We start from the raw sequence: 251 nt of genomic DNA, 5'->3' as shown, positions 1-251 counted from the left end.
AGTCTAGCGATTTCAGGTGCACTCATGCAGGCATTGACGAGAAATCCGCTGGCTGCACCAGATCTTTTAGGTATTAATGCAGGTGGACTCTTTTTTATTGTGATTTCGATTGTTTTCTTTTCTACCGAGTCGTTAACAGGTTATATGTGGACGGCCTTTTTAGGCGCTGCCATTGCAGGTATGCTCGTCTTTCTTCTAGGCTCCATTGGAAGAGACGGACTGACACCGGTCAAAATTGTACTCGCAGGTGC

The 251-nt window shown here is 46.2% G+C and carries 1 protein-coding gene; it reads left to right on the top strand.

Going from position 1 to position 251, the window contains the following annotated elements; all coding sequences use genetic code 11:
- Nucleotides 1-24: 24 nt before the first annotated feature.
- The coding region (locus AAEY75_RS16360) for an iron chelate uptake ABC transporter family permease subunit (protein ID WP_352260210.1) at nucleotides 25-251 on the top strand (227 nt) is incomplete at its 3' end.

It is taken from the genome of Psychrobacter sp. TB55-MNA-CIBAN-0194, from assembly GCF_040309505.1.
Taxonomy (GTDB): Bacteria; Pseudomonadota; Gammaproteobacteria; order Pseudomonadales; family Moraxellaceae; genus Psychrobacter; species Psychrobacter fozii.
This window is presented reverse-complemented; position numbering and strand designations above follow the sequence as displayed.